The 26,054-nt window shown below is 29.7% G+C and carries 31 protein-coding genes; 4 read left to right on the top strand and 27 right to left on the bottom strand.

Features of this window, described 5'->3' with window-relative positions:
• Positions 1–14 precede the first annotated feature (14 nt).
• The 5 genes from HLB29_RS06985 to rplM all read right to left on the bottom strand — a co-directional run bounded on the left by HLB29_RS06985 (position 15) and on the right by rplM (position 6,096).
• Positions 15–1,931, bottom strand: coding sequence for an OPT family oligopeptide transporter (locus tag HLB29_RS06985; protein ID WP_185624451.1), 1,917 nt, complete (start codon positions 1,929–1,931; stop codon positions 15–17).
• A gap of 200 nt (positions 1,932–2,131) precedes the next feature.
• The gene (locus HLB29_RS06980) at positions 2,132–3,679 is read right to left on the bottom strand and encodes an acyl CoA:acetate/3-ketoacid CoA transferase (RefSeq protein WP_185624450.1); all 1,548 of its coding nucleotides are present in this window, start codon (positions 3,677–3,679) and stop codon (positions 2,132–2,134) included.
• Between the two features lie 116 nt (positions 3,680–3,795).
• The gene (locus tag HLB29_RS06975) at positions 3,796–5,037 is read right to left on the bottom strand and encodes a serine hydroxymethyltransferase (protein ID WP_185624449.1); all 1,242 of its coding nucleotides are present in this window, start codon (positions 5,035–5,037) and stop codon (positions 3,796–3,798) included.
• Positions 5,038–5,247: 210 nt separating this feature from the next.
• Positions 5,248–5,640 (bottom strand): 30S ribosomal protein S9, encoded by a 393-nt coding sequence (rpsI, locus tag HLB29_RS06970; protein WP_185624448.1) that lies wholly within the window; start codon positions 5,638–5,640, stop codon positions 5,248–5,250.
• Between the two features lie 24 nt (positions 5,641–5,664).
• Positions 5,665–6,096 (bottom strand): 50S ribosomal protein L13, encoded by a 432-nt coding sequence (gene rplM / locus HLB29_RS06965; RefSeq protein ID WP_185624447.1) that lies wholly within the window; start codon positions 6,094–6,096, stop codon positions 5,665–5,667.
• Positions 6,097–6,438: 342 nt separating this feature from the next.
• On the opposite strand from rplM, the gene HLB29_RS06960 reads away from it, so the two are divergent.
• Positions 6,439–6,876: a Dps family protein gene (locus HLB29_RS06960; RefSeq protein ID WP_185624446.1), complete on the top strand. Its 438-nt coding sequence runs from the start codon at positions 6,439–6,441 to the stop codon at positions 6,874–6,876.
• Positions 6,877–7,035: 159 nt separating this feature from the next.
• On the opposite strand, the gene truA is transcribed toward HLB29_RS06960, so the two are convergent.
• Complete coding sequence (gene truA / locus HLB29_RS06955) at positions 7,036–7,776, bottom strand: tRNA pseudouridine(38-40) synthase TruA (protein WP_185624476.1); 741 nt, start codon at positions 7,774–7,776, stop codon at positions 7,036–7,038.
• Between the two features lie 134 nt (positions 7,777–7,910).
• Here truA and HLB29_RS06950 point away from each other — a divergent pair, with 134 nt between their 5' ends.
• Genes HLB29_RS06950 through HLB29_RS06940 form a run of 3 tightly spaced genes read left to right on the top strand, consistent with a single transcriptional unit; the run spans position 7,911 to position 10,650 of the window.
• The gene (locus HLB29_RS06950; protein ID WP_185624445.1) at positions 7,911–8,726 is read left to right on the top strand and encodes a DUF6612 family protein; all 816 of its coding nucleotides are present in this window, start codon (positions 7,911–7,913) and stop codon (positions 8,724–8,726) included.
• Between the two features lie 53 nt (positions 8,727–8,779).
• Entirely contained in the window at positions 8,780–10,144 is a 1,365-nt protein-coding gene (locus HLB29_RS06945) for a shikimate kinase (protein ID WP_185624444.1), read from the top strand.
• Positions 10,141–10,650 carry a type II 3-dehydroquinate dehydratase gene (locus tag HLB29_RS06940; RefSeq protein ID WP_185624443.1) on the top strand — a complete coding sequence of 170 codons (510 nt, stop codon included), beginning with the start codon at positions 10,141–10,143 and terminating at the stop codon, positions 10,648–10,650. Before HLB29_RS06945 ends, HLB29_RS06940 begins: the two co-directional genes overlap by 4 nt.
• Positions 10,651–10,835: 185 nt before the next feature.
• Here HLB29_RS06940 and HLB29_RS06935 read toward each other — a convergent pair whose 3' ends face one another.
• The 21 genes from HLB29_RS06935 to HLB29_RS06840 form a co-directional block, all read right to left on the bottom strand.
• Positions 10,836–11,111, bottom strand: a complete 276-nt coding sequence (locus HLB29_RS06935; protein WP_185624442.1) for a chorismate mutase — start codon at positions 11,109–11,111, stop codon at positions 10,836–10,838.
• 99 nt (positions 11,112–11,210) lie between these two features.
• A complete protein-coding gene (gene aroC, locus HLB29_RS06930; protein WP_185624441.1) occupies positions 11,211–12,290 on the bottom strand; it encodes a chorismate synthase in 1,080 nt (359 codons plus the stop codon).
• Positions 12,262–13,566: a 3-phosphoshikimate 1-carboxyvinyltransferase gene (gene aroA, locus HLB29_RS06925; protein ID WP_185624440.1), complete on the bottom strand. Its 1,305-nt coding sequence runs from the start codon at positions 13,564–13,566 to the stop codon at positions 12,262–12,264. Before aroA ends, aroC begins: the two co-directional genes overlap by 29 nt.
• A gap of 129 nt (positions 13,567–13,695) precedes the next feature.
• A complete protein-coding gene (aroB, locus tag HLB29_RS06920) occupies positions 13,696–14,784 on the bottom strand; it encodes a 3-dehydroquinate synthase (protein WP_185624439.1) in 1,089 nt (362 codons plus the stop codon).
• A 216-nt stretch (positions 14,785–15,000) separates the two neighbouring features.
• The gene (locus tag HLB29_RS06915) at positions 15,001–15,810 is read right to left on the bottom strand and encodes an energy-coupling factor transporter transmembrane component T family protein (protein WP_185624438.1); all 810 of its coding nucleotides are present in this window, start codon (positions 15,808–15,810) and stop codon (positions 15,001–15,003) included.
• Positions 15,811–16,740 (bottom strand): energy-coupling factor transporter ATPase, encoded by a 930-nt coding sequence (locus HLB29_RS06910; RefSeq protein WP_185624437.1) that lies wholly within the window; start codon positions 16,738–16,740, stop codon positions 15,811–15,813.
• Positions 16,725–17,561 carry an energy-coupling factor transporter ATPase gene (locus tag HLB29_RS06905; RefSeq protein WP_185624436.1) on the bottom strand — a complete coding sequence of 279 codons (837 nt, stop codon included), beginning with the start codon at positions 17,559–17,561 and terminating at the stop codon, positions 16,725–16,727. The genes HLB29_RS06910 and HLB29_RS06905 overlap by 16 nt, the downstream gene beginning before the upstream one ends.
• 202 nt (positions 17,562–17,763) lie before the next feature.
• On the bottom strand, positions 17,764–18,735 hold the full coding sequence (locus HLB29_RS06900) for a phosphoglycerate dehydrogenase (protein WP_185624435.1): 972 nt from the start codon (positions 18,733–18,735) through the stop codon (positions 17,764–17,766).
• A 143-nt stretch (positions 18,736–18,878) separates the two neighbouring features.
• Positions 18,879–19,919, bottom strand: a complete 1,041-nt coding sequence (locus HLB29_RS06895; protein ID WP_185624434.1) for a DUF4179 domain-containing protein — start codon at positions 19,917–19,919, stop codon at positions 18,879–18,881.
• Positions 19,903–20,487 carry a sigma-70 family RNA polymerase sigma factor gene (locus tag HLB29_RS06890; protein ID WP_185624433.1) on the bottom strand — a complete coding sequence of 195 codons (585 nt, stop codon included), beginning with the start codon at positions 20,485–20,487 and terminating at the stop codon, positions 19,903–19,905. The genes HLB29_RS06895 and HLB29_RS06890 overlap by 17 nt, the downstream gene beginning before the upstream one ends.
• Before the next feature lie 517 nt (positions 20,488–21,004).
• Positions 21,005–21,136, bottom strand: a complete 132-nt coding sequence (locus tag HLB29_RS09720) for a hypothetical protein (RefSeq protein ID WP_279287998.1) — start codon at positions 21,134–21,136, stop codon at positions 21,005–21,007.
• A gap of 13 nt (positions 21,137–21,149) precedes the next feature.
• A complete protein-coding gene (locus HLB29_RS06885; protein WP_185624432.1) occupies positions 21,150–21,476 on the bottom strand; it encodes a hypothetical protein in 327 nt (108 codons plus the stop codon).
• Positions 21,477–21,628: 152 nt separating this feature from the next.
• Complete coding sequence (locus tag HLB29_RS06880; RefSeq protein ID WP_185624431.1) at positions 21,629–22,030, bottom strand: hypothetical protein; 402 nt, start codon at positions 22,028–22,030, stop codon at positions 21,629–21,631.
• A 296-nt stretch (positions 22,031–22,326) separates the two neighbouring features.
• Positions 22,327–22,668 carry a 50S ribosomal protein L17 gene (gene rplQ, locus HLB29_RS06875; RefSeq protein WP_185624430.1) on the bottom strand — a complete coding sequence of 114 codons (342 nt, stop codon included), beginning with the start codon at positions 22,666–22,668 and terminating at the stop codon, positions 22,327–22,329.
• A 34-nt stretch (positions 22,669–22,702) separates the two neighbouring features.
• Positions 22,703–23,650 (bottom strand): DNA-directed RNA polymerase subunit alpha, encoded by a 948-nt coding sequence (locus tag HLB29_RS06870; protein ID WP_185624429.1) that lies wholly within the window; start codon positions 23,648–23,650, stop codon positions 22,703–22,705.
• Between the two features lie 53 nt (positions 23,651–23,703).
• Positions 23,704–24,105 (bottom strand): 30S ribosomal protein S11, encoded by a 402-nt coding sequence (gene rpsK / locus HLB29_RS06865; protein WP_091994086.1) that lies wholly within the window; start codon positions 24,103–24,105, stop codon positions 23,704–23,706.
• Positions 24,106–24,136: 31 nt separating this feature from the next.
• Positions 24,137–24,508, bottom strand: coding sequence for a 30S ribosomal protein S13 (gene rpsM, locus HLB29_RS06860; protein WP_185624428.1), 372 nt, complete (start codon positions 24,506–24,508; stop codon positions 24,137–24,139).
• Positions 24,509–24,562: 54 nt separating this feature from the next.
• A complete protein-coding gene (rpmJ, locus tag HLB29_RS06855) occupies positions 24,563–24,676 on the bottom strand; it encodes a 50S ribosomal protein L36 (protein ID WP_002509257.1) in 114 nt (37 codons plus the stop codon).
• Between the two features lie 29 nt (positions 24,677–24,705).
• The gene (gene infA / locus HLB29_RS06850; protein WP_185624427.1) at positions 24,706–24,924 is read right to left on the bottom strand and encodes a translation initiation factor IF-1; all 219 of its coding nucleotides are present in this window, start codon (positions 24,922–24,924) and stop codon (positions 24,706–24,708) included.
• Between the two features lie 34 nt (positions 24,925–24,958).
• Positions 24,959–25,228 (bottom strand): KOW domain-containing RNA-binding protein, encoded by a 270-nt coding sequence (locus HLB29_RS06845; RefSeq protein WP_185624426.1) that lies wholly within the window; start codon positions 25,226–25,228, stop codon positions 24,959–24,961.
• 184 nt (positions 25,229–25,412) lie between these two features.
• On the bottom strand, positions 25,413–26,054 hold the full coding sequence (locus tag HLB29_RS06840; protein WP_185624425.1) for an adenylate kinase: 642 nt from the start codon (positions 26,052–26,054) through the stop codon (positions 25,413–25,415).

Raw genomic sequence — 26,054 nt, 5'->3', positions numbered from 1 at the left:
ATGTCAAACTATTTTTATTTTTTGGCTTTAGATTTGACTATAGGAATAGTAGTTAATACTACTAAAAATACAAGAAGTAATAAGGCCATTCCATTTCCGGCTGCAAACCCACTTGGACCTGCTCCCTTTATAACTCCTGTTATTTGAAGTACTATACCAACTAGTCCAATAATAGAACCACCTGCTACCAAACCTGAAGACAAACTTACGCCATTTGATACTTGTGCTGTTCTATCTTCTTTATTTTTAGCCATTTTTTCAACATATACTCTTATTAATGCACCTATTAATATAATTGTAGTAGTTGATATAGGTAAATAGAAACCAATCGCTATTGTCATTATTGGCAGATTTAGGAAGAATAAAACTAAAGCCATAGCAACCCCAACAATTATCATTACCCAAGGAAGTTGTCCTGATGTAATACCAGAAGTCAATGTCGACATTAAATTTGCCTGTGGTAATGCAAATGGAGGGTTATCTCCTGTAATCGCCAACTGGCTTGATAATAATACTATTGTTCCTACAACTATTACAACACCAACTATACCGGCTAACGCAAAGCACTTTTGCATCTCTGTCTTATTGCCACCTATTATATAAGTAACTTTCTGAGACTGAGTATATCCACCTGCCATAGCTATAGCAACGACTATAAATGTAGCAAATAATAATAAAGATCTATTATCCGCTTGCGTAGTCCATCCCATGATTACAAACACCAAAGTAGCTATAACTAAAGAAGCTATTGTCATACCTGATACAGGTAAATTTGAAGTACCTATAGTTCCTGTTAAACGACCTGCAACTATTACAAACAATGCAGCTAATATAATAGATATAATTATACCTACAGCAGCCATAGTAATGCTATTTGAAATCTTAAACGCAGCTATTAACGCTATTATTATACCACCCAATAGTATTAATCCCTGTATTTTAGAGCTATCCCCATTTGATGAAGATTTTCTGGCATTCATAGTTTCTTTTACAGATGATATTATTGTCGGTATAAGTCTGATAGCACCAATTATTCCGCCACAAAGCATCATACCAGCACCAATATATTTAACATAACTACCACCAATCGCATTTACATCCATATTAGCCACAGCCAATGAAGTATTGTTCCATACCACGGCACTTGGACCAGCTAACTCTGCAAAATAACCTATTAATGGCATTACAGCAAAGTTTGCAAGTAGTGCTCCTGCAAACATTGTAAGAGCAACCTCAAGACCTACTATAAAACCAATACCCAATAACAGAGGATTTACTTCTATTTCAAATTTGTATTTATAGAACTTGTCTCCTATAACACTGTAAACATTATTGGCAATATTTAAGAAAGATCCTGTAAGCACTGTCAATATACCACCTATACCAAATCCTATTCCCATAAATTTAATTGAATCTCCTCCTGCATCAGATGCAACAAGAGTTTCAGAAATTGCCATTGATTCAGGATACATAAGTTTTCCATGCTCTTCAACTATCAAATAATTGTGAACAAGAGATGCAATACCTATACCAAATAAAACTCCACCAAAACCAACTAATATACCTTCAAGAAATGAAATTTTGCTTCCTATTAATATTACTGCAGGTAGTACAAATATCATACCGCTGGCAACTGATTCACCACCACTTGCCATACCTTGAACTAAATTCTTTCCTAATATTCCTTTTTTACTAGCAACTGCTGCAACCAATGCAGAACCAATTATTGATCCAGGAATACCAGCAGCAACTGTAAGACCAGCTTTCATACCCGAATAAGCTGTAGAAGCAGCAAATATAACTGCTAATAAAATACCGATAACTAAAACAGCCCCATTTATGCCTGTTCTAGTTTTGTCTGTTATGTATGGAACATAATCTTTTCCTTGTACTCCACCATAAGCTTCTTTTGGTAATTTTTTACCACTCATTTAAATAATACCTCCTATTTAATTTAGCACTATATTGTCATTTAAACCATAAAAATAAAGTACTATACTATATTATATTATATTTTTATGATATGTATCAACAAAAATATCAATTTATTAACATATTAATAATAAAACTAACTGTAATATATACCTATTAGAAGATTTCTATCTATTCAAAAATCACCCTTTTCACTAACTTATTTTATATTCATGGTTCTTTCTGAAAATATTCTTGCATCCATTTCTTTTAGCTCATCTGAAATTCTTGGAGTAAATTCCATCTGTGAAAATATATGTTTATCAACATCTATCCCTGGTGCTATTTCTATAAGAACCAATCCATCTTTTTCGAGTTTGAATACACATCTTTCTGTAACAAAAATAATATTTTGTTCATTTTCAAAACTCTGCTGCGCACTAAAAGTTATTTCTTCAATGTTTTTCAAAAACTTCTTCTTTTTTCCCTCGTTAACTATTTCTAGCTTGCCATTTATAACTCTAACTTTTAATCCATCTGCTGTCATTGTACCACAAAAAACTATATTTTTAGTAGACTGAGTAATATCGATGAATCCTCCACATCCGCCTATTCTATTTCCAAATCTACTTACGTTTATATTTCCTTCTTCATCTATTTCGGCAAAACCAAGAAAAGTCCTGTCTAATCCCCCGTGATTATAAAAATCAAACTGATGAACCATTGATAAACTTGCCCAGGAATTTACAGCAGAACCAAAATTAGATCCACCAAGTGGAATACCGCCAATTAATCCACTTTCAACTGTCAGTATTATATTTTCTAATCCCTCTTCAGCCGCAACTGACGCAACTCCTTCAGGTATTCCTATTCCAAGATTCACAACTGAGTTATCATTCAACTCTAAAACTCCTCTTCTGGCAATTATTTTTCTCTCATTTAATTCTAATTTTGGAAAAGAGTAATCCTCTGATTTATATTTTCCGGATATAATCGGATCATAATATGTACCAGGTGTCTGTCTATGAAATTCTTCAGGATTTTGAGAAATTACTACTGCATCTACAAATACTCCCGGAATTACCACATCTTTTCTATTGATAGATGCTGATGAAACAATATTCTTAACTTGAACAATTACCTTTCCACCAGATGCTTTCACAGCCATTGCAATATCAAGAGAATCAATAACAGACGATTCTTCTTCCATAGTTATATTTCCATTCTCATCTGCTGTCGTTCCTCTAATAATTCCTATATCATAATTGGGAACTTTATACTTCAAAAATTCTTTTCCATCTATTTCTATCAACTCCACAAGATCTTCTTTAGCTGTGGAATTTATCTTTCCACCTTTTATTCTGGGATCACAGTATGTTTTTAGACCTATCCTAGTAATTTCAAAACTTTTTCCACCTGCTGCTTGTCTATATAAATGAGAAATAACCCCTTGAGGAAAATTATAGGCTTCTACTTCATTATTCAAAGTCATATCTATCATAGGTCTATTATTCGCAAAATGAGCAGTTACGTATCTTTTTATCAATCCGGGATAACTCATTTCACAAACCCCCTGGTCAAAATTATTTCCTATACCCGCCCCTTGATAAACGGTAAGTCCCTTAGGGGTACCGTTTTCTTTAAATCTAGTTCCTATTGCTACTATTACTTCCCTGGCAGCTGTAGCTAACATAAACCCCGAAAGAGCGACTGTATCTCCATCTTTAATTAAATCAACTGCTTTGTCTATACTTACTATTTTGCTCATCTTTTCCTCCTTATAATAAAAACCATCTATTATATTCTATCATAATTTTATGATAAATATATAGATGGTTTCATTATGTCTATCTATCCATTTTTATTTTTCAAATAATTTATCTTTTATTTTTCAAAGTTGTAATTTAACGGATATTTACCGGTAAGTTCAATAACTATGTTCTGAGCATTTTTTATATCTCTGTGTGTAACCACCAAATCTATAGCTTCTGCGATCTTAATCATATCCTCTTCAACCATTCCTCTAGTAGTAACTGCCGGTGTTCCAATTCTTATACCACTAGTCTCTACAAAACTCGCTTTATCAAACGGTATTGAGTTTTTATTTACTGTAATATATGCTTCATCAAGTAAAGTTTCAGCCTCTCTACCAGACATATTCTTTGATACTAAATTTACAAGAATTAAATGGTTATCAGTTCCACCAGATACCAGATCAAAACCTCTTTTTTTCAATTCATCAGCTAATACAGCAGCATTTTTTACAACCTGTTTTTGGTACTCCTTAAAATCCTCTTCCAAAGCTTCTTTAAAGCAAACTGCTTTAGAAGCTATTATATGTTCTAAAGGTCCTCCCTGAATTCCAGGGAATATAGCCTTATCTATTTTTTTAGCATACTCTTCTTTGCAAAGTATAATTCCGCCTCTTGGTCCTCTCAATGTTTTATGAGTTGTACTTGTAACAAAATCCGCACATTCACATGGATTATTATGAAGTCCCGCAGCTACCAGTCCTGCAATATGAGCCATATCCACCATGAAATATGCACCTATTTCCTTTGCAATTTCAGATATTCTTTTAAAATCAATTTCTCTTGGATATGCACTTGCACCTGCAACTATTAACTTAGGTTTTTCACTGATAGCTATTTCTCTTAACTTGTCATAATCTATTGTTTCAGTTTCCGGATTCACCCCATAAGCTATAAAATTATAATTAATACCTGAAATATTTACCGGTGAGCCATGAGTAAGATGTCCGCCTTGAGATAAATCCATTCCTAATACTTTATCTCCATAATTTAACATTGCCAGATATACGGCCTGGTTAGCCTGAGAACCCGAATGTGGTTGAACATTAGCATGATCTGCTCCAAATATCTTTTTCAATCTTTTAATAGCAATACTTTCCATTTCATCTACAAATTGGCACCCACCATAGTATCTTTTATCAGGATAACCTTCCGCATACTTATTTGTAAAATAACTCCCCATAGTCTCCATTACGGCTTCTGACACGATATTTTCTGAAGCTATAAGTTCTATATTTCTTTCTTGTCTTTCATATTCTTTTACTAAAGTTTCATATACTTCATTATCTACCCTTTTAAGATTTTCAAATTTCATAAGCTAACTCCTTCCTAAATTTATACTAGCATTTTTTTTACTTTATTAGAGTAAATTATATCATATTTATATGAAAATACTTACATAAATTTGTTGAACGAAATAACTTTTTATATTTGAAGGTATTTATAACACTTATTGAGATAAAAATAAAACCCTGGAAAACATTTTAATTTCCAAGGGTTTATTGATTCCAAATATAATATTGTACTATCTTTTACTAAACTGTGGAGCCCTTCTGGCAGCTTTAAGACCATATTTCTTTCTTTCTTTCATTCTTGAATCTCTAGTCAAGAAACCTTCTGCCTTTAAAGTTCCTCTTAACTCTTCGTCTGCCTTTAATAAAGCTCTTGATATACCATGTCTAATTGCACCTGCCTGACCAGTAAATCCTCCGCCCTCTACAGTTACAATCACATCGTATTTGTTTTCATTTCCTGTCAATACAAGAGGCTGCTTTACGTCTCTAATAAGAGTGTCATAGTTGAAATACTCATCTAAATCTCTTCCATTAACCTTTATGTTACCTTCTCCAGCTACTAATCTAACTCTAGCTACAGAATGTTTTCTTCTTCCTGTTCCATAATATTGTACATTAGCCATTAATCAAATCCTCCTCTCGATATCCTACTTAAAGTTTAAAACCTGTGGGTTCTGTGCTGCATGTGGATGTTCATTTCCTCTAAATACTCTTAATCTAGTCATCATTCTAGCTCTAAGTTTATTTTTTGGAAGCATACCGCTAACTGCATGTGCCACAACTTCTTCCGGTTTCTTTTCCATCATTTCCTTATAAGAAATTTCTTTCAATCCACCTACATAACCTGTATGATATCTATAGAATTTCTGAGTAAGTTTCTTTCCTGTAAGAACAACTTTATCTGCATTTAATACTATTACAAAATCTCCACCATCAACATGTGGTGTGAATGTTGGTTTATTCTTTCCTCTTAATACAACTGCTATTTCACTTGCCAAACGACCTAATGTCTTTCCTTCAGCATCAACTACATACCAGTCTCTTTTTACATCAGCTGGCTTAGCTATAAAACTCTTCATAAAGACCCTCCTTAACTTTTCCATTTATAATTTTTCTCGTCTATGTAAAGTCCGGGGCAAAAGTGGACTTATTCACGCATTACTTTATATATTTTACTATCGTGTATAAAAAAAGTCAATGAAATTTACAAAAATAATATTGAAATTTAATATATTATTAACATTCGCTTATGCATTATTTTATAAAATCTATCAGCTAAAAAAAATATTTAAAATTTTTTTTAAAAATGTGTTTGAAAACTTTTTGATATGGTATAATATTGATATAATAATATTAGTAATGATTACTATTATTAGGTTAAAAATAAGAATAATAATATTAAAAAATTAGGAGGATAAATTATGAAAAATATAGAATTAAGAAAAGAGTATTTGGCAAATTTAATGGTATTAAACGTAAAATTACATAACTTACATTGGAATATAGTAGGAAAAGACTTTGTTGCTATACATGAGTTCACCGAAAAATTATACAATGCTTTCTTTGAAAAATTCGATGAAGTCGCTGAAATGTTTAAAATAGAAGGCATTTACCCGCCAGCATCATTAAAAGAATATTTAGAAATTTCGTCTATTGAAGAACTACCTTCAAATATAGATTTTTCTGGAGATGAGGTTCTTAATATCATAAAAAATGATCTTGAAAAAATGAATAAACTTGCATACTCCATACGCGAAATTGCTGATGAAGAAGATAACTTCTCATTAGTAGGAAGTATGGAAGGCGATATAGAATCTTATTCTAAAGAGCTTTGGTTTCTTCAATCAATGATAAAATAAATACATTTAAAAATATAAATATATCCTTAAGCTACTATACATTTAGGCATGAATTAAAGTAAACAATATTTTGTTTTTACAAAATATAAAATCAGAGTTAAAATAAGTCACCAACTTATCCAAACTCTGATTTTATTTTGCAAATTTTTACAGACTTTTTTACAAATCATAGTACACTTTTTTTAAAAATAAACCTTGTGGTGGTGCTGTATGACCTGCCTTGGATCTATCTCTTGAAGCTATAATATTTTTCAAAGAATCATTGATTTTTCCTCTTCCTATATCAACCATTGTACCTGCAATTATTCTTACCATATTATATAAAAAGCCATTTCCTTCTATTTCAAAAATTATTAAATCCCCTTCAACATGAATATCCACATTATATATCGTTCTAATGGTATCTTTAACTGAAGATCCTGAACTCATAAATCCTGCAAAATCATGCTTTCCGATTAAATGATTTACTTCTTTTTTCATCTTTTCAATATCTAAATCATACTTTACTTGATATGATATATTTCTCAAAAATGGATTTCTAACTTTTGAATTATAAATTTGATATCTGTATATCTTCCTTTTTGCACTATGCCTTGAATGAAAACTTTCATCCACCTCAACTGAAGAGGTCACTGAAATATCTTTTGGTAAGTTATTATTTAAAATCTCAGCTATTTTATCAACAGGTATCGTTGTATCTACCTTAAAATTAGCCACCTGTTCGATTGCATGAACGCCAGCATCAGTTCTTCCGGAACCTATTACCTTTATTTCCTTTAAGTTAAATATTTTTTTACAGGCGAATTCTATCTCCCCTTCTATCCCCGGTGAATTTGGCTGTTTTTGCCATCCACTATATTTTTCTCCATTATACGATACTGTTATTTTAATATTTTTCAAACTCATGATTACCTCTTTTGATACATTTATTTATCTATTTTTATATTTAATATACTTCAAATATAAAATATATCTGTTTTTAATACCTCCTTATGTTATAATTAATATTAATTATAACATAAGGAGGTATTGCTATGAAATTTAAAAAAATATTGACAATAACTCTTGCAAGTATGATATTACTTTCAGGATGTTCTCAGACAGGAAATGGAAAATCAAAGGTGGAAGAACCTAAGCTGACTAATCAAGAAATAGTACAAAAAATTGAAGAAAAAAATAAAGAATTTAAAAGTTGTAAAATGGATCTAAAAATGGACCAAGATGTCAAGGATCTAACTAATAATAAAACAATGAAATCTACATCAGATATTAATCTTGAAATAATTATAGATCCTCTAAAAATGCACATGAATATGAAAATGACTACAAAAGATGAAAATTCCGGACAAACAAATGCCACACCTTTTAATTTAGAAACATACGTCATTGATAATCAAATGTATGTAAAAAATGAAGCTGTTGGAGATAAATTTAATAAAATTGATTTAAATACTATGGGAATTAATATGGATATGTATAAAGATATAGCAAAAAATGATCAACAAATAAAATATATAAATGCTCTTAAAGATAAATTAGAAGTAAAAGAAACAGATGATTCTTATATTATATCATATTCCGGAAATGGTGATGAAATAACTGAAATAATGAAAAATAGTAAAGAATATGCTGATAATCCGATGTTCAAAGAAATTCAAATGAATATAAAATCTTTCAAATTTACATCGGTATATGATAAAAATTCATTCTTCCTAAAATCATCTGATACTGATATGACAATGGAAATGAAAAATGATAAAATAAACGTAGAAATGAATCAAAAAATGAAAATGAATGCTTCTGATATTAATAAAATTGAAGATATAAAACTTCCTGAAAATGTTCAATAATTTATATTAAGTAAACTATAAAAAATAACTGACATATAACTAGGAGGATAGAATTGAAAATATACGGCTTACTTGGAGAAAAGTTATCTCACTCTATTTCACCAGAGATACATTCATTTGTATACAAACTTTTAAATTTAGAAGCTAAATACAATATCTATGAAATACACAGAAATGACCTTTCAAATTTTATGAAAAATATCAACGACAAAAATGGTATTAATGTAACTATCCCTTACAAGGAAGATATAATTAACTATTTAGATAATTTGGATGATATGTCCACTAACATAAACTCTGTAAACACTATTTTTATAAATGGTGAAGAAAAAAATGGATTTAATACGGATTACTATGGTATAGAAAAAACTCTGAATCGCTCTAAAGTTAATGCAAATTCTCATCTTGTTTTGGGATTTGGAGGTTCTTCCAAAACATTAATAGAATACCTTATAAATAATGGTGCAGATAAAATTTATGTGGCCTCTAGAAATCCCAAAAAACACAATAAATATTATGAAAATAGAGAATACTTTTTTTCAAAAATAACATTTATCGACTATGATGAAATAAAGAAAATCAGGGGATATTACATAATAAACACAACCCCGATCGGAATGCATCCCAATGTTGATAATATTGCTGTTGATACGGATGTATTTGATAACTTTCAAGTAGCATTTGATTTAATTTATAATCCCTATACAACTAAATTCCTTGAAACCGCAAAATCTAAAGGATTAGAGGTTCAAAACGGACTTAAGATGCTCGTATATCAAGCACTTAGATCTATTGAAATCTGGAATAGGAATACAGTATATGATAATATCTATGATATTGATGAGGATATTAAAAAATGCATCTATGTATATTTTAAAAATAAGTATTCCGCTATAAATGATCTCACTGATAAAAATATCTATCTCGTTGGAATTACGGGATGCGGAAAAACAAGTATTGCAAAAATACTGGCAGAAATATTAAATTATGAATATATTGACACTGATGAATACATAGAAAAATTGACATCTAAAAGTATCTCTGAAGTATTTCTCAAAGGTGAGAAATACTTCAGAGATATTGAAAGTAAAATATTACAATTAGTATCTGAAAGCGATAAAAAACCTAAAATCATATCGACCGGTGGTGGTATAGTAACACAAAAAAAAAATTTAGAAATATTAAGAGGAAAAAATGTAATCTATATAGACAGGGATTGTAACAATATAATCGATACACTAAATACCCTAAATAGACCGCTCTTGAAATCTAATCCAAACAAACTGTTTGAATTATTTGAAAAGAGAAAGCACTTATACGAAAAAATTTCCTCGTATACGGTAGATAATAATAAAGATATAAAAGATGCTGTAAATAGTATACTAGAATATTTAAAAAATAGGAGAGACGAATCTTGAAAATAGGAATAATAAATGGCCCGAATTTAAATATGTTGAGTATTAGAGAGCCTGATATATACGGAACTCTTACATATGATGAATTATGTAAATATATTCAAATTTATGTTGATGAAAATTACAACAAATCGGATTCCCTTGAAGAATCTATAATGAACTATTCTGAAAAATCGAATATTGAGCTTATTTTCTTTCAGAGCAACGGAGAAAAAGAAATAATTGATTTTATACAAAGTTCATACCGGGAAGTAGATGGATATATAATAAATCCGGCTGCTTTCACGCACTATAGTATCGCAATACTAGATGCCATAAAATCGGTTCCAAATCCATTTATAGAAATTCATATATCAAACATATACTCTAGAGAAACTATCAGGAACACCTCTATTACTGCCGGTGCTTGCATCGGAACTATTTCAGGTTTCGGTAAAAAAAGCTATACTCTTGGAATAGACGCTCTAATTGAATTTCTAAATTTAGAAAAGCATAAAAAGCTAACGTAAAATTGTATTTATTAATTTGCAGAATGAAAACACAAAAAAGACTCCATAAACAAAAGACCTTTCATGATAATAACACTTTATCATAGAAAGGTTTTTTATTTAAAATAATACATGATTTATGAATTGTCTTTTTCAAACAAAAAATATTATATCCATTCTTTTTAGAATACTTTAATTCTACGCTTTTATATATCTTTTTGAACTAATTTTGATTGCTCTATAACAACTTTATAAATATCTATAATATATTTTTCCAAATTTTTGTTCGTAATGGTATTATTTACTTTTCCCAATACCTCAACTTCTCTTTTTTCATCAAAAATAGCCAAGGAATTTTCTTTTTTCAATATACCTATATCAATTGCTATATTTATTCTTTTTTCCAGAAGAGATATTATTTCTCTATCAACAAAATCTATCTTTTCTCTTAATTTTTCCAATTCTCTATTCTCTTTTTCCATTTTTATAATTCCTTTTTAATTAAATCCATTTCCAAATTATTATATATTTCGACACAATATATTAATCATATTGTATAACTTCTTTTAAATATTTTTTATTTACCTGCCCATTAACATATCTAAAACTGCTATTGCAGAAACAGCCTCTATAACGGGTATTATTCTTGGAACAATTATCGGATCATGCCTTCCTGCAACCTCTATCTTTTGATTTTTGTATGTTGATATATTAATCGTATCTTGAACTCTTGATATCGATGAAGGAGGTTTCACAGCCACTCTAAAGACTATGGGCATGCCATTTGTTATTCCACCATTTATCCCGCCATTATTGTTCGTTTTTGTCCTTACACTTCCGTCATCTGCATAAAAAAATTCATCATTCGCCTGAGAACCCTTCATCTTTGATATTTCAAATCCGCTTCCGAATTCCACCCCCTTAATTGAGGGAATTGAAAATAAAATACTCGACAAAACAGACTCGACAGATTCAAAAAATGGATCTCCTACCCCAGCATTTATACCAATAATCGCACATTCTACTACGCCACCTACTGAGTCTCCTTCTTTTTTTACTTTATCTATCAGGTCAATAATCCTATGTTCTAATTCACTTTTTATAAGCGGCAGTCTTTTATCTCTTAAATCCTTTAATAACTGAATCGATGGCAATACTTCAAACCTATTATCAACAATAGATTCTACACTTTCTATATGAGAGCCTATATGTACCCCTTTTTGCTCAAGAATTTGCCTTGCTATAGATCCTGCAAATACAAGTGGAGCAGTTATCCTTCCTGAAAAATGACCACTTCCTCTATAGTCATTAAATCCATTATACTTTTTATTTGAAGTATAATCCGCATGACCGGGCCTCATTAAATCTTTTATTTTAGAATAGTCCTTTGATATGTGATCTCTGTTTTTTATTATTATTGTAAAAGGAGCTCCTGTTGCTCTTCCTTCAAATATTCCACTGATTATTTCTACTACATCATCTTCTTTTCTCAATGTGGATATTTTATTTTGTCCGGGAGCCCTTCTTTTCATTTCCCGATTTATATATTCGATATCTATTATAGTACCACTTGGAATTCCGTCTATTACAACTCCTATACAATCACCATGCGACTCTCCAAATATTGTTACTCTAAAGTTTTTTCCCCATGTTGCAGACATCTATTACACCTCCCAACCTTTCATATTCTTTCCAAAAATCCGGATAAGATTTCGATACACACTCGGCATTATTTATTATTATTGGACTTTTGCACATTGTTGCAGATATTGCCAACATCATCGCTATTCTATGATCTAAATGACTTGAAAGTTCTAGACCTCCATCCAAAATAGAATTTTTACCATTTATCTTTAGATTATATTTACTGTTTTCTTCCTCAACCTTAATATCCACACCTAATGAGTTTAGCTCTATGACAATAGCCTTTAGTCTATTAGACTCTTTTATCATCAATCTTCCAACATCTTTTATAATTGTAATACCATCATAAAAAGACATCATCAAAGATATAATTGGTACAATATCCGGAATTTGGCTTCCATCTATTATAATATCCTCTCTACTTGACTTATTTTTCCTAAAATCATTCATTTTTTTTTCAAAGATATCCACAATTTCAACAATTTTTCCATCTCCCTGATTTGTATACCTATTTAAACTTTGAACCTCCAAATCATTTCCTAAAGCTCTGGCTACTATGAAAAATGCTGCTTGTGAGTAATCCGTTTCCACTTTAAATTCTGTAGGTGTATACCTTTGTCCACCCTTTATTTTAAAACTCTTATAATCTTTATTATCAACATATACACCAAAGTTTTCCATAACATTTATAGTCAGATCTACATATGATTTTGATTGAAGTTCTCCATAAATTTCAATTTCTGAATCACTATTCAAAAGAGGCAACACAAATAACAGTCCTGTAATAAATTGTGAACTTATATCGCCTTTTATTTTATATTTCCCGGAAGATATTTTTTTTTCACTTTGAATGAAAATTGATTTTCCGTCTTTTACATAATTTATCCCTTCTCTATCAAATATTTCATAATATATATTTAAAGGTCGATTTATTAAATTACCTTCTGTTTTAATTTCAAAATTTCCTTTAAACAAAGTAATTATCGGCAATAGAAACCTTATTGTAGAACCTGATTCATTACAGTTTATCACAATATTATCGCTATTGTTATTATTGTTATCTATATCTATGCCTTTTACAATAATCTGATCTTTTTGCCTAATAATACTTGCTCCCAATGTCTCCATTGCTTTTATAGTAGCAACTATATCATCTGAAAATGAAACATTTTTTATTATGCTTATTCCTTTGGATAGCGACGCGCATATTATACATCTATGTAATATGCTTTTAGACGGAGGAGGAACTATTTTTCCTTTTAACTTTCGCGGATAAATTTTAATATTCAACATATCACCCCAAATCACATTTTCATTTCATTTTAATTTTTAATTTAGAAATATCTCGCATCGTACATCGGCTTAGAACATCAATTTTTATTTAATTCGTCTTTCAAATTTTTTCATCAATATTTATTTGGTTTATTTTTTTAAACAATCGTAATTATACTTTTCTTTAAAAAAATCTATATTTCCGTTTATTATCTCTCCCTTACCGATATCTTTTACAATAGCAATCTTCAAACTTTTGCCAATATTTTTTTTATCTTTTTCTATATATTCTAACAAACTCTCGTTTAATATATTCTCATCGAAGACCGGCAATTTAAATTTTTTCATCATATTTTTCAAACTTCCTAACAAATTTTTTTCAATTAGTCCATTTTTATATAAAATCTCACATACTCTATACATACCTATTGAAATAGCCTCACCATGAGTATATTTTTTATACGAGTAATAGGCTTCTATAGCATGCCCCAAAGTATGACCAAAATTTAATATCATTCTCTTTCCTGTATCAAATTCATCCTCTTCAACGATCATTTTTTTTATATTACAACAAATATAAATAATTCTATCCATAGAGCCATCTATATTGTTATATAATTCTTCAAAATCTGATTTGTACAAAATATCATATAGTTGTCTATCTTTAATAAATGCGTATTTAATTACTTCTGCCATTCCATCGGAAAAATACTTTTCATCCAATGTTTTTAATACATCCGTATCTATAATCACTTTTACAGGATTATAAAAATTTCCAACCAAATTTTTTCCTTGCCTTATATCTATTCCCGTCTTGCCTCCTATACTGCTATCTACTTGTGAAATCAGTGTTGTTGGTATTTGTAAATATCTTATGCCCCTTAGATATGTTGATGCCACAAATCCTGATATATCTCCTACCACTCCTCCTCCAAAAGAAATAATTATATCCGTTCTATTCATATTAAAATCAGCCAAATCGCCATATATATCGGCTATTGTATTAATATTTTTAGATAATTCGCCTGAAGATATAACTTTTTTATATACCTTATATTTACTTGATAATAATTCATATATATTTTTTCCATATATATTATTTACATTGCTATCAGTAATTACAAATATTTTTTCAAAATCAAATTCATCTAGATAATTTAATAAATCTCCTAATATTCCTTTCGAAATAATAATATCGTAATTACCTTTCGATGTTTTTATATCTAAAATCAAATTCATCCCCCATTTTCAAATAAATATATTAAGCTATATTAACTAAAAGTACAACTATTGAATTGAAAATATATAACCTTTTTCCTAAACTTCCAACAATCTCATAATTTTCAAAAATAATATAAAAAGAACGCTGACACATTAATATAATTCAATTTTTCTTTTGTTAATTATATTTTCCATATCAGCGTCTATATGATTCTAATTTTATTAATTTTTACTCTATATTAAATTTATAAATCTACTTAATATTATCAATAACAAAAATAGAATTGTCATTAAGTAAGCTAAATAATCTTGTTTAGTATAAATACTCTGTTTCATTTTTGTTCTGTTGTCTCCACCCCTATAACATCTTGCTTCCATCGCTATAGATAGCTCTTCAGCTCTTCTAAAAGCACTCACAAACAAAGGTATAAGCAAAGGAACCATATTCTTAGCCCTATTTACTATGTTTTTGCTTTCAAAATCCGCTCCTCTAGACATTTGTGCTTTCATAATTTTATCTGTTTCATCAAGCAAAGTTGGTATAAACCTAAGCGCAATTGTCATCATCATAGCCAATTCATGGGCGGGAAATCCAAATTTCTTTAATGGTGCACAAGAATTCTCTATGCCATCCGTAAGTGCTATTGGAGATGTAGTCAACGTTAAAATAGATGTTCCCAATACTAAAAAAATCAATCTTAAAGCCATAAAAATAGCAGTTCTAAGGCCTAAATCAGATATATTTAGAAATCCAAAAGACCAAATTATATTATCGCCATGAATGAAAAACATATTTATTACAAATGTAAATGCAATAATCCATCTCAATGGTCTCACACCTTTTATAACGTAATTTATAGGTATCTTAGAAATTTTTGTAACTGATATTATCGATAATAGAATTATTAAATACGGCCAAAATTGATTTACCACAAATATAGATATCATAAAAATTATAGTGGCGAACAACTTTGTTCTGGCATCCAAAGAATGAATTGCCGATTTAGTAGGGTAATATTGTCCTAATGTAATATCTTTAAGCATTTATACACCCTCCCTTGTATGGAAAAATCCATTAGTTTCAATTTTATTATCGAGTTTTATTTCTATATAATCTTTTTCTCTAAGGCATCTTTCTATTTCTTTTTTTACCTCAGAAATATTTATTACATCGGTCCTTATATTGAAACCGGCTTTTTTTCTAAGTTTCAATGCCAATTCCAACACTTGAGGAATATCCAATCCCATATCTTTTAGTTTATCGGCATTATCTTTGAATATTTGTCTAGGTTCACCAAAAAATTCTAATTTACCTTTATTCATAACCATTAATGTATTTACAAGCTTTGCCATATCATCCATACTATGTGATGATAAAATAACGGTCATATTATTATTATCATGAAGTGATTTTATAAGTTCAAATATTTCATCTCTTCCACCCGGATCAAGCCCGGCAGTTGGCTCATCTAGAATTAATACTTCAGGATTCATAGCAATTACCCCTGCAATAGCAACCCTTCTCTTTTGACCGCCTGAGAGATCAAATGGAGATTTTTGAGCATATGTTTCATAATCAAGACCTACATCTTTCATTGATTTTTTTACCCTCTTAGAGATTTCTTCTTCATCCAGCCCCAGATTTGTTGGACCAAAGGCAATATCTCTTTCAACTGTTTCTTCAAAAAGTTGATATTCGGCATATTGAAATACAATTCCCACTCTTTTTCTTATTTCCGTAAGGTTTTGATTTTTTCCCGTTATATCGAAATCATTTATAAATATTTTTCCATAATTAGGCTTCATAATTCCATTTAAATGCTGTATCAATGTTGATTTTCCAGATCCCGTATGCCCAATCAGTCCTACAAAATCACCATCATTTATTTCAAAGCTCACATCGTCTAAAGCTTTATGTGCAAATGGCAAGCCTTCATCATATATATGTGTTAAATTCTCTACTTTAATTGACATAGCTCACCCACCATTTCATCAACCGTCAATATATCAGTCCTTATTTTTATCCCATCTTTATTTAAAAGTTGAGATAATTCTGTCATATAAGGAACATCAAGACCTATTTTTTTTAATTCATCTATATGAGAAAATACCTCTCTAGGCTTTCCCTCCAATATTTTTTTTCCTTTTTCCATTACAATTACCCTGTCGGCTTCCACAGCTTCTTCCATAAAATGTGTAATCATCAATACTGTAATATTATATTCTTTATTTAGTCTTTTTATAGTATTCATTACTTCTTGTCTCCCGGAAGGATCAAGCATAGCTGTAGCCTCATCAAATATTATGCATTTTGGCCTCATTGCAATAATACCAGCGATTGCAACTCTTTGTTTTTGTCCACCTGAAAGTAAATGTGGCGGCCTCTCTCTAAGTTCATACATTCCCACATTTTTTAAGGCAGAGTCTACTCTCTCCCTTATTTCCAGTGGTTCCACACCCAAATTCTCGCAGCCAAAAGCCACATCTTCCTCTACTATAGTGGCTACAATTTGATTATCCGGATTTTGAAATACCATCCCGGCAGTTTGTCTAATATCCCATAAATACTTTTCTTCCTTGGTATTCATTCCATCTATAACAATATCCCCTTGAGTAGGAATTAAAATTGCATTTAAATTTTTAGAAAGAGTTGATTTTCCGGAACCATTATGACCTATAATAGCTACAAATTCTCCTTCATTTATATTTAAATTAAAGTCATCAATTGCGCGGTGTGTGTGTTCATCACTAGTATATTCAAATGTCAAGTTTTTTACCTTGATTATGTTTTCCATTTGCTCCTCCGCTCTTATTTTAGCTACCGTATAGTTTGTTATCATTTAATATTCAAATAACACAATCAAACTTAGCTTTTTTTATTATTTTTAAAATCTATCTTTTAATTATAGCATAAAGCCCTATCTTCTTCCACACGTTTTGCATATCATCAATATCAATGAAATCAATTATTTAATTGCTCTATTAGAATATGCAAATTTAATACCCTCTTTTTATATCTCTCATATAATAATTTGGCCTACCCGTTTCAATAAATGATTTCAAATTTTCATATACTCTTATTCCAAGTCTATTTATATTATTTTCAGACACCCAAGAATTGTGTGGTGTTATTATTACATTTTCGCACTCCCATAATATACTATCCTTAGAAAGAGGTTCATTTTCTACTACATCTAAAACTACACCTCTAAATTTAGATACATATTTTTCTAAATCTCTTTCATTCACCAAATTTCCTCTTCCAATATTTATAAAAATTGAATCTTTCTTCATAATTTCAAACTTACTGGAATTTACTATACCGGTAGTTTTATCTGTGGCTGGCATTAAACCTATTACTACATCGCACTCTTTAAAAAATAAATCCATTTCTTTTACAGAAAAACATCTGTCAAAAAATTCAATATCTCTACCATCTGTATTAACGCCCCAAATATCTACTTCAAATGCCCTAAGTCTTTTTGCAGCCTCTTTTGCAATATTTCCGGTACCTAGAAATCCAACCTTCTTACCAGCTAACTCCATCCAACTCATATCTGTTTTCCAATTTTTTTCTTCTTGAGATTTAAACATTTTATAGCTATTTTTATATACCTCCAAAATATACATCACTATACTTTCTGCCATTGGAACAGCATATCCTGTGGTGTTATTAGAAAGATATATATTGTTTTCCTCTAAATAGTCCACAGGAACTTGATTTATTCCGGCACTTGTAAGATGAACGTATTTTAAATTTTTCATCTTAGTAATATCTAAGAAATCAAATCCCATATATGTAAACCATACATCAACCTCATACACTTTATTTAGATCATACTTTTTGCCTAACTCTTCTTTTGTTGTGTTATATAATTCTTTTTCAGGAATAAAGATTATCTCATACCCCAATTCTTCAATTTCTTTCATCTTTTCTTTTCCCAAATTTCTATTAATTAATATTTTCATAAATATACCTCTTATAAAATATTTTTCTATATACTTTGAATATGTTTATTTTATATTTTAGTTACATCATTATATTACCACATTTTTAATAATAACTAAAATAAAAGATTGCACCAATGTAGCACAATCTTTTATTTTAGTTATTAATTAGAATGATTTTTAATTTTAAATTTCTCTCCAATTTCTTTTCTTTCAGATAATTCACCATCTCTATATTCTTCAAAATACATTTTGAAAGTATAATCAGTTAAGTCTTCGATTTGTTTTTGTCTATCCTCTTTACTTTGCACAAAATAGCTGATCTCTTTATCTCTCTTATTTTCAAATAACTCTATTTTTTCGCCAGTTGAATTTTCACCAACAATTATAAGACTAGTATTTCTTTCTAGTAATTCTTTTCCTTTTTTAGAAGTCCTCAAAATTTCAGATTTCATTTCCAAATTGTTAGTAGGTCTTAATATTGCCTTATCAATTTTAACAGAAATATCTTCATTATTTAATTCTTTATTTACATATACTGTTTCAGATTTTTTAAGCATTTTAGAATTACATAAGAAATTGAACTTCCAATTTCCATTTATTACTTTGCCATCATTCAATGAGCATACACTATTTATAAAAAGATCTACCTTTGAATTTTTATTTACAAACTTGCTGACATCTTTATTAAAATGAAATGACAGATTTGTATATGTAATATTATTTTTTTCAAAAGAATTTCCTGTTTTCCCACTTATATCTACTTTTTTATCATCTATATATAAATTTAAGTCGTCTATATTATTATCCTTTTTATTATGATTATCTATTAAAAAAGTAATATCCATTCTATCTTCATAAAAAATCACTTCTTCAATTTGTATCTGTACGCCACCACTTTCTACAGAGCTATGAACTATTGACGAAAAATCATTATACTTTATATTGCCTGTTATTTCTGAAAACTTATATTCTATATTATTGATAAAATTAACTGTTGATGCTTTTATTGCATCCATATTTAATATTGAAAATAAAAGTAAGCTTGCTACTAAGATATAATTTACTTTTTTAATCTTATTTCTATACTTTAAATTCCCTATAAATTTATCCGAAATATATCTGTCTAAATCATCTAAATCATTTCTTACATAATCGTTCATATTAAACTCCATATCATTTAAAAAATCATATTTTCTTTTCATATTTTTTCCCCCTCTTTTCCTTTTTATTCTCAATAAATTCTTTTAACTTCTTTTTACTTCTAAACATACGACTATATATAGACTGGGTAGATATTTTATATTTTCTGCTAATTTCATCTGCTCTATATCCTTTAATATAATAATCCCAAAAAATATTTCTGTTTTCCTCATTTAAATTTGATATGATTTTATAAACTTCTTCTTCAATTTCTTTATTCAATATTTTCTCTAAAGTCATACTTTCTTCACCAATGTCAAATTTATCCGAAATTTTATTTTCCCTTAACTTTTCTTTTATGTACTTTCTTTTATAATCAATTGATCTATATTTTGCTATACTTCCTACCCAAGTCTCAAATTTACCTTTATTTTCATCGAAACTAGATATATTTTTCCAAATAAAAAACAAGCAATCATTAAAACATTCATCATACATTTCTGGTATATAAGTTAACTCTTTTTTTAATACTGTTTTTATTATCCAACCGTAATAATCTCTTACATAAATTAATGCATCTTCGTCTTTTTTCTTTAGCCTTTCTATAAAATTTTCCTCTTTAATAAACATAATACATCTTCCTTCTTTTTACTTTTTTATATTATATGCAATTATTAATTTAATTCTCTTTTGTATTATTATACGAAAAGCTTTAAAAAAATCTTTCTTTTTTTACAATATTTATGATAAAAAAATACTGATACTGTAAAAAATCCAGCATCAGCAAATTTTTATCATAATATAATTGTGGTTCTATGTCAAATAACGTTGATGATAATTTAAATCAATAAAATTATGCGGCAGCACGACTTATTTTTTCCTAATAAAGTTGAAATTTCTGTCTGATTTTTGCCTATATCAAGAAAATGTTTAAGCATTTCACGTTCTCTTAGTATAAAATGATTATAATGATTTATAGTTCCTCCTGATTTTTAGACGTATTTGCAAATTCTATTTTATCAAGATAGCTATGAATCATTTTTAGTTGCACTTAGATTATAAATTCAAGGAAAAAAATACGCATTGAGAGAGAAAAATTTCTCTCATCAACGCTAAATATTATACAACCAATATAAAAGTAAAAAATCTAAGGTCCAGTTCCAATTGATGCGATTTTGTAAACATCACCATCTTTTACTAATGTATAAAACATTGAATTTATACCATCACTATCTGGTTGATTATCTTTTTTATAATCTATATAGTAATCAACTTCCAAGATTATTCCTTCTTTAAATGTTTTTTTTAAAGCCATTGACTGTACATTCTAGAGGTTCGTATTTTGACTTGGCTGGGGTGCTGGATTTGTATTCAATGCTATTAATCTCATTTATCATTTTGGGGATACTAGATCCTATAGTATATTGGGTTTCTTCAGATTTCAAAATTAATTCATCAATAGTCTTCATATCTTTTTTATTTTCTGCAACAATAAATTTCCTTACGGTTTTATTCGCTTCTTCATAATGATTTTTTTCTCTATTTAAAAAAAGTGCATAATAAACAGATATTACTATTAATATTATAATTGTGGATGCTATTACAATCTTTTTTTTCATTGATAAATGCCCTCCATTATCTCGTTATGTTTAAAACTCTAAAATCCTTAAAGCTTCTATTTGGATAATATATGCATAGGTAAATATATACAGCAATTTAGGACTTTTGGATCAACTCCTTTTTATATCTGATTTCTAGAATTAAATTTTTATTATATTTTCATTTTTGTCAAAAATGTAAATTCTTCATTTTTTTCTCTAATTTTTGTTAGAAATTTTCTAGTAAAATCTATATTATATTTATCTTTATTTAGATAGGATATTCCTTCTAAAAAAGAGTCATTAATTGAAATTATTTTTATTAGTTTTTCATGAATATCTTCTATACTAGGTATTATACCTTTTGATATAAATTCTTTTTGATATTCTCCTAATAGTTCAACGAAAATTTTTTTATGTGTTTTAATATCCAATGCTTTGTCCAAGAAAATAAAATTTATATCGTAAATCATATCTTCATGATTATTTTTAATTATTTCTAACAATAGATTTGTTATACAACTTAATTCTAGTTCATTATTAAGTTTTTCTATATCTTCATCATTCAAATACACTATGTTCTCTCCTTTATTTTTCTATCTTTAGATTGGAGCAATTAATTATATTGCCACCATTATCCAATATGTAAAAGTTCTTTGATCTTGTGGCTCTTAATATCGCATCATTTAATCTACTATTTTGATAAATATAATACATCTTACTTCTATTATTGATTTTTATATTATATGCAATTATTAATTGCATTCTCTTTTTTATTATTATACGAAAAGTTTTCTTTTTTTACAATATTTATGAAAAAAAATACTGATACCGGAAAAAATCCAGCATCAGCAAATTTTCAAAGACCAAATTATACTAATTCGATAATTGCCATTTCAGCATTATCTCCTCTTCTTGGTCCCTTCTTTAATATTCTAGTGTATCCACCATTTCTTTCAGCATACTTTGGTGCTATATCATCAAATAAGTTCTTTACTACTGTTTCATCTAATATATAAGCAAGAACCTGTCTTCTAGCATGAAGATCACCTCTTTTTGCAAGAGTTATCATCTTTTCAGCCATTCTTCTAGTTTCTTTTGCTCTAGTAACTGTAGTTTCGATTCTGCCTTCTCTTAATAAGCTAGTAACAAGGTTTCTTAGCATTAAGTTTCTGTGAGCAGTTTCACGTCCTAATTTACGGTAATTAGCCATCTATTTCCCTCCTTTACAGATTTTATCTAGATATTTATTCTTCATTTGGTTTCAACTTCAGATCAAGTTCATTAAGCTTTTGAATCACTTCTTCAAGTGATTTCTTACCTAAGTTTCTAACCTTCATCATATCATCTTCAGACTTATTGGATAATTCTTCAACTGTATTGATTCCAGCTCTTTTTAAACAATTATAAGATCTAACTGATAAGTCTAGTTCTTCTATAGTCATTTCAAGGACTTTTTCTTTCTTGTCCTCTTCTTTTTCTACCATTATTTCAACATTGCCTATATGCTCTGTTAAGTCAATAAATAACTTCAAATGTTCATCAAGAACCTTTGCAGCCAGAGATATTCCTTCTTGAGGATTAATACTTCCATTTGTCAGAACTTCAAGCGTAAGTTTGTCAAAATCTGTTCTCTGACCAACTCTAGTATTTTCAACATGATAGCTTACCTTTTCAATCGGTGTATAGATTGAGTCCACAGGTAAAACTCCTATTGCCATACTTTCTTTCTTGTTTTCTTCAGCAGAAACATATCCTCTTCCCTTATTGATATATATTTCCATATTTAACCTAGCATGCTCGTCCAAAGTCGCAATATGTAAATCCTTGCTGATTATCTCTACTCCAGTAGGACATATAATATCAGAACCTTTTACTTCACATGGTCCTACAGCCTGAATTCTTAAAACCTTTGATTCTTCATCGTCTATTGTCGCTGATAACTCTTTTAAAGAAAGTATTATTTCAGTTACATCTTCCTTAACACCGGGTACAGTTGAAAATTCATGAAGAACTCCATCAATTCTAATTGCATATACCGCTACTCCCGGCAAAGATGAAAGAAGAATTCTCCTTAATGCATTACCAACCGTAATACCAAATCCTCTCTCTAATGGTTCAACAACAAATTTGCCATATCTATAATCTTCGCTTAACTCGATAATATCAACTTTTGGCTTTTCTATTTCTATCATGGATAAACCCTCCTATAAAAATATTGATCCACTGAGGGTGAAATACCTCAACACTACACTCTTCTTCTCTTTGGCGGTCTACAACCGTTGTGTGGTATTGGAGTGACATCCTTAATCATTGTAACTTCAAGACCAGTTGCCTGAAGAGCTCTAATAGCTGCTTCTCTACCTGAACCAGGTCCTTTAACAAATACTTCTACAGTCTTTAAACCGTGTTCCATCGCTGCTTTAGCTGCTGTTTCAGCTGCCATCTGAGAAGCAAATGGAGTAGCTTTTCTTGAACCTTTAAATCCTAATTGACCTGAAGATGCCCATGAAATTGCATTACCATGTACGTCTGTTAATGTTACTATTGTATTATTAAAAGTAGACTGTATATGTGCATGTCCACGTTCTATGTTCTTACGTTCTCTTCTTCTAACACGTTGAACTACTTTTTTCTTGCCTTTTGCCATTATTATTTCCCTCCTTTAACTACTGTATTCTTTATTTCTTCTTCTTACGAGATACAGTTTTTCTAGGACCTTTTCTTGTTCTAGCATTAGTCTTAGTTCTCTGACCTCTTAGAGGTAATCCCTTAGCATGTCTCATACCTCTATAGCACTTTATGTCTCTTAATCTCTTTATATTTAGAGCAATTTCTCTTCTTAAATCACCTTCAACAAGATAATCTTCATCTATTATCTTTCTAAGTTCATTAACTTCATCTTCAGAAAGATCTTTTATTCTAGCATCTGGATTGATACCAGCTTTAGCTAATATTTCATTTGAAGTAGCTCTTCCTATACCATAAATATATGTTAAGCCTATTTCAGCTCTTTTTTCTCTAGGTAAGTCTACACCAGCTATTCTTGCCATATTCGCACCTCCTACGTTTATTACTGAGTTTCACAATCTATCAAGCTTTTGTTATTAACCCTGCTTTTGTTTATGCTTCGGATTTTCACAAATAACCATTACTTTACCTTTTCTCTTGATAACCTTACACTTTTCGCATATTGGTTTAACAGATGGTCTAACCTTCATTATTTATACCTCCTCAGACTATAAATAGTCTACTTCTTACGCCAAGTAATTCTTCCTCTCGTAAGATCATAAGGGGAAAGCTCTATATTCACCTTATCTCCTTCGAGAATCCTTATGAAGTTCATTCTTAGCTTTCCTGATATGTGACATAATACTTCATGCCCATTATCTAATCTAACTTTAAACATTGCATTTGGTAGAGTTTCAGAAACTGTACCTTCTAATTCAATTACATCTTTTTTGGCCATTAACTAACCAAACCTCCATTTCACAAGTTAACACTTACTTTAACTTATTTAGCTCAGCTCTTAAAAAAGAATCTGTTATATTATTTCCGTTATTTAATAATTCATTTACTTCCTTATGTACAAAGTTTCGTATATTTAAATGTTTTATTTTCTTCTTCTTCGGATTGTCAAGCTTCCTGCTTTTCCCATCAGCAATAAGTACATAATTTTTATCAACTATATAAACTATGAAAAAAAGTCTTCCCTGATCTCTTCCACAGGAAGCTTCGACCAATTGTCCAACATTTAAATTTTTTGATAGCATACAATCCCCTCCTTATATGTGGTTAGTGAAGCTATCTATAAATACTCTCGGAATTTTGTTACAAAAGCTTACAAAGTTACTTTCATAACAGCCCTTTCGTCTTCAAACAGGGGCCTACCTTAGTTTCCTCTGTCCTTTTGCGATGGGTGGTTAAATGCCTTATCTAAGAGCTTTTTGGTTTTAACTAAGCTAATGCAGCTTTAATATCTTCAAAAACCTTTTTTATATCCTGATCGCCATTTATATTTGCTATTATACCTTTTTCGGTATAGTATTCAACAAGTGGTTTTGTTTCAGATAAATAAACTTGTATTCTCTGAGAAACTGTTTCTTCATTGTCATCCGGTCTTTGAGTAAGATTTGAATCACAAACGTCACAAATTCCTTCTTTCTTACTTGGATTGAATTCTATGTGGAACGTTGCACCACAAGTTTTGCAAATTCTTCTACCACAAGCCCTATCAACTAATAATTTAGAGTCCACTTCTATATTTACCACTGTATCTAGAGCAATTCCGTTCTCGCTTAAAAACTTATCTAAATATTCTGCCTGGAATATATTTCTTGGGAAACCATCCAACATAAAACCATCTTTACAATCTTCCTCAGACAATCTTGAAGCTACTAGACCGCAAGTAAGTTCGTCTGGAACAAGTTTACCTTGATTCATATATTCTTGAGCTTTCTTACCTAGCTCTGTTCCTTCTTTGATGTTTTTTCTAAATATATCTCCTGTTGAGATGTGTGGTATCTTATAGCTTTCAACTATATTAGCAGCCTGAGTACCCTTCCCTGCACCAGGAGGTCCAAGTAATATTATTTTCAT

It is taken from the genome of Peptostreptococcus canis (assembly GCF_014229965.1).
Lineage (GTDB): Bacteria > Bacillota > Clostridia > Peptostreptococcales > Peptostreptococcaceae > Peptostreptococcus > Peptostreptococcus canis.
Note: the sequence above shows the minus strand (reverse complement) of the source record. Positions and strands in the feature narration are given on the sequence as shown.

Coding starts and splice junctions, on each gene's coding strand:
- HLB29_RS06975 (WP_185624449.1), bottom strand. CDS start 5,037: ATGAAATTTGAAAATCTTAAAAGGGTAGATAATGAAGTATATGAAACT.
- aroB (WP_185624439.1), bottom strand. CDS start 14,784: ATGAATTTGATTTTAGATATAAAAACATCGAAAGGTAATTACGATATT.
- HLB29_RS06960 (WP_185624446.1), top strand. CDS start 6,439: ATGAAAAATATAGAATTAAGAAAAGAGTATTTGGCAAATTTAATGGTA.
- rplM (WP_185624447.1), bottom strand. CDS start 6,096: ATGAAGAGTTTTATAGCTAAGCCAGCTGATGTAAAAAGAGACTGGTAT.
- infA (WP_185624427.1), bottom strand. CDS start 24,924: ATGGCCAAAAAAGATGTAATTGAATTAGAAGGTACAGTTTCTGAAACT.
- rpmJ (WP_002509257.1), bottom strand. CDS start 24,676: ATGAAGGTTAGACCATCTGTTAAACCAATATGCGAAAAGTGTAAGGTT.
- HLB29_RS06980 (WP_185624450.1), bottom strand. CDS start 3,679: ATGAGCAAAATAGTAAGTATAGACAAAGCAGTTGATTTAATTAAAGAT.
- HLB29_RS06950 (WP_185624445.1), top strand. CDS start 7,911: ATGAAATTTAAAAAAATATTGACAATAACTCTTGCAAGTATGATATTA.
- HLB29_RS06905 (WP_185624436.1), bottom strand. CDS start 17,561: ATGGAAAACATAATCAAGGTAAAAAACTTGACATTTGAATATACTAGT.
- HLB29_RS06935 (WP_185624442.1), bottom strand. CDS start 11,111: ATGGAAAAAGAGAATAGAGAATTGGAAAAATTAAGAGAAAAGATAGAT.
- aroA (WP_185624440.1), bottom strand. CDS start 13,566: ATGTTGAATATTAAAATTTATCCGCGAAAGTTAAAAGGAAAAATAGTT.
- HLB29_RS06915 (WP_185624438.1), bottom strand. CDS start 15,810: ATGCTTAAAGATATTACATTAGGACAATATTACCCTACTAAATCGGCA.
- HLB29_RS06900 (WP_185624435.1), bottom strand. CDS start 18,735: ATGAAAATATTAATTAATAGAAATTTGGGAAAAGAAAAGATGAAAGAA.
- HLB29_RS06895 (WP_185624434.1), bottom strand. CDS start 19,919: ATGAAAAGAAAATATGATTTTTTAAATGATATGGAGTTTAATATGAAC.
- HLB29_RS06985 (WP_185624451.1), bottom strand. CDS start 1,931: ATGAGTGGTAAAAAATTACCAAAAGAAGCTTATGGTGGAGTACAAGGA.
- rplQ (WP_185624430.1), bottom strand. CDS start 22,668: ATGGCTAATTACCGTAAATTAGGACGTGAAACTGCTCACAGAAACTTA.
- aroC (WP_185624441.1), bottom strand. CDS start 12,290: ATGTCTGCAACATGGGGAAAAAACTTTAGAGTAACAATATTTGGAGAG.
- HLB29_RS06890 (WP_185624433.1), bottom strand. CDS start 20,487: ATGTTTATTAAAGAGGAAAATTTTATAGAAAGGCTAAAGAAAAAAGAC.
- HLB29_RS06845 (WP_185624426.1), bottom strand. CDS start 25,228: ATGCTATCAAAAAATTTAAATGTTGGACAATTGGTCGAAGCTTCCTGT.
- rpsM (WP_185624428.1), bottom strand. CDS start 24,508: ATGGCAAGAATAGCTGGTGTAGACTTACCTAGAGAAAAAAGAGCTGAA.
- HLB29_RS06840 (WP_185624425.1), bottom strand. CDS start 26,054: ATGAAAATAATATTACTTGGACCTCCTGGTGCAGGGAAGGGTACTCAG.
- HLB29_RS06910 (WP_185624437.1), bottom strand. CDS start 16,740: ATGTCAATTAAAGTAGAGAATTTAACACATATATATGATGAAGGCTTG.
- HLB29_RS06870 (WP_185624429.1), bottom strand. CDS start 23,650: ATGATAGAAATAGAAAAGCCAAAAGTTGATATTATCGAGTTAAGCGAA.
- HLB29_RS06885 (WP_185624432.1), bottom strand. CDS start 21,476: ATGAAAAAAAAGATTGTAATAGCATCCACAATTATAATATTAATAGTA.
- rpsK (WP_091994086.1), bottom strand. CDS start 24,105: ATGGCAAAAGGCAAGAAAAAAGTAGTTCAACGTGTTAGAAGAAGAGAA.
- rpsI (WP_185624448.1), bottom strand. CDS start 5,640: ATGGCTAATGTACAATATTATGGAACAGGAAGAAGAAAACATTCTGTA.